The organism is Gordonia sp. BP-119 (genome assembly GCF_016924115.1).
GTDB classification, from domain to species: Bacteria; Actinomycetota; Actinomycetes; order Mycobacteriales; family Mycobacteriaceae; genus Gordonia; species Gordonia hongkongensis.
In genome coordinates, this window is sequence record NZ_JAFFZF010000104.1 from 1 (window position 1) to 1,275 (window position 1,275).

Annotated in this window: 2 pseudogenes; both read right to left on the reverse strand. The window is 62.2% G+C overall.

Annotation, left to right across the window (positions count from 1 at the left end):
- Positions 1-121: 121 nt before the first annotated feature.
- Positions 122-1,095 (reverse strand): annotated as a pseudogene (locus JW364_RS24385) (IS3 family transposase); the annotation flags it as partial.
- A gap of 49 nt (positions 1,096-1,144) precedes the next feature.
- Positions 1,145-1,275: pseudogene (locus tag JW364_RS24010) on the reverse strand (IS630 family transposase); the annotation flags it as partial.

The window sequence follows — 1,275 nt, forward strand, 5'->3', positions numbered from 1 at the left end:
TGCACGATCAGCACGCCACTGCCGACGAACACCTACCGCCACATCGCTGGTCCTCCGACTCCAGTCCGCCGTAGCCACCGCAAACACCTCCATGATCATGGTGTTGCGACGACCAGTTGAATCCGCCCTGACTTCCAGCATCCGAATGATGAATCAGCTCAGCAGCTTTCACCGGATGACCCTCTCGTTTCCGCTGCCACAGCGCCATCCGAAGCGGGACCGTCACCAGCTCCACCGTCTTCGACGTCGAGGCGTGCCACGCCACGATCCGACGTGAGAACACGTCGATGATGAACACCACGTACACCCACCCCGCCCACGTCCGGCAGTAGGTGAAATCGGTCACCCACACCCGGTTCGGCTCGACGGCACTGAACTGTCGATTCACCAGATCCTCCGCACGTACACCATCAGCGGACCGCACGGTCGTACGGACTCCCTTGGACCTTCGAATCCCGTTGTGGCCTAGCACTTTCATCGCTCGATCAACGGCGCCATAGGACACCCCGGGCAGTGTTGTCCGATGCAGATGGGCGCGCATCTTCACCCGCCCGTAGAGGCCCTCCGGAGTCATCTTCCGCCGGCCGTCGTCATCGGTGCGCCAGACCACGGTGCGCACCGCATCGACGACGTGGGCATCGGAGACGGTCCGAGCGGCAGGCGTGCGTGTTCGCGATGCCCGGTAGGTTCGTGCGGCAATCATGCAGCCCTGCTCACGCAAGACCCGACAGATCGACTCGACCGCAAAACCGTTGGCGCGCATCTGATCTATGAACGCCACGATCATCGGTTGCGGCGGTCGAGTTCCCCCGCGAAGAAAGTCGTCGCCGCTTTCAAAATGGCAACGTCCTCTCGCAATTGCTTGTTCTCCGCCTTGAGTCGCTTGATCTCAGCGGACTCCTTCGACGTGGTCCCCGACCGGGCGCCGGCATCGACCTGGGCCTGCACGGCCCACCGACGTACCGTCTCCCCACCGACACCGACCTGCTTGGCGATCGCCTCTGCCGCGGCAGTCAACGACGTGTACTCGCCGCCGTGCGCCTCCAGCAAACGCAAGGCCCTCGAACGGACCTCCGGATCGATCTTCTTAGGCATGTGCTCATCCTTCCTGACTCAGAAGGAAGCGGCATCAAACCAGGGGTGATTCACGGACCTTCTCGGTGAACAAGGGATCTCTCGACAGCTTCCACGAATCCTGTTTGTGCGGAGCCAATCCGAACGCCCGCCACACACGCGACACGGTTGACTGTGACATGTCGAGATGCTCGGCCATCG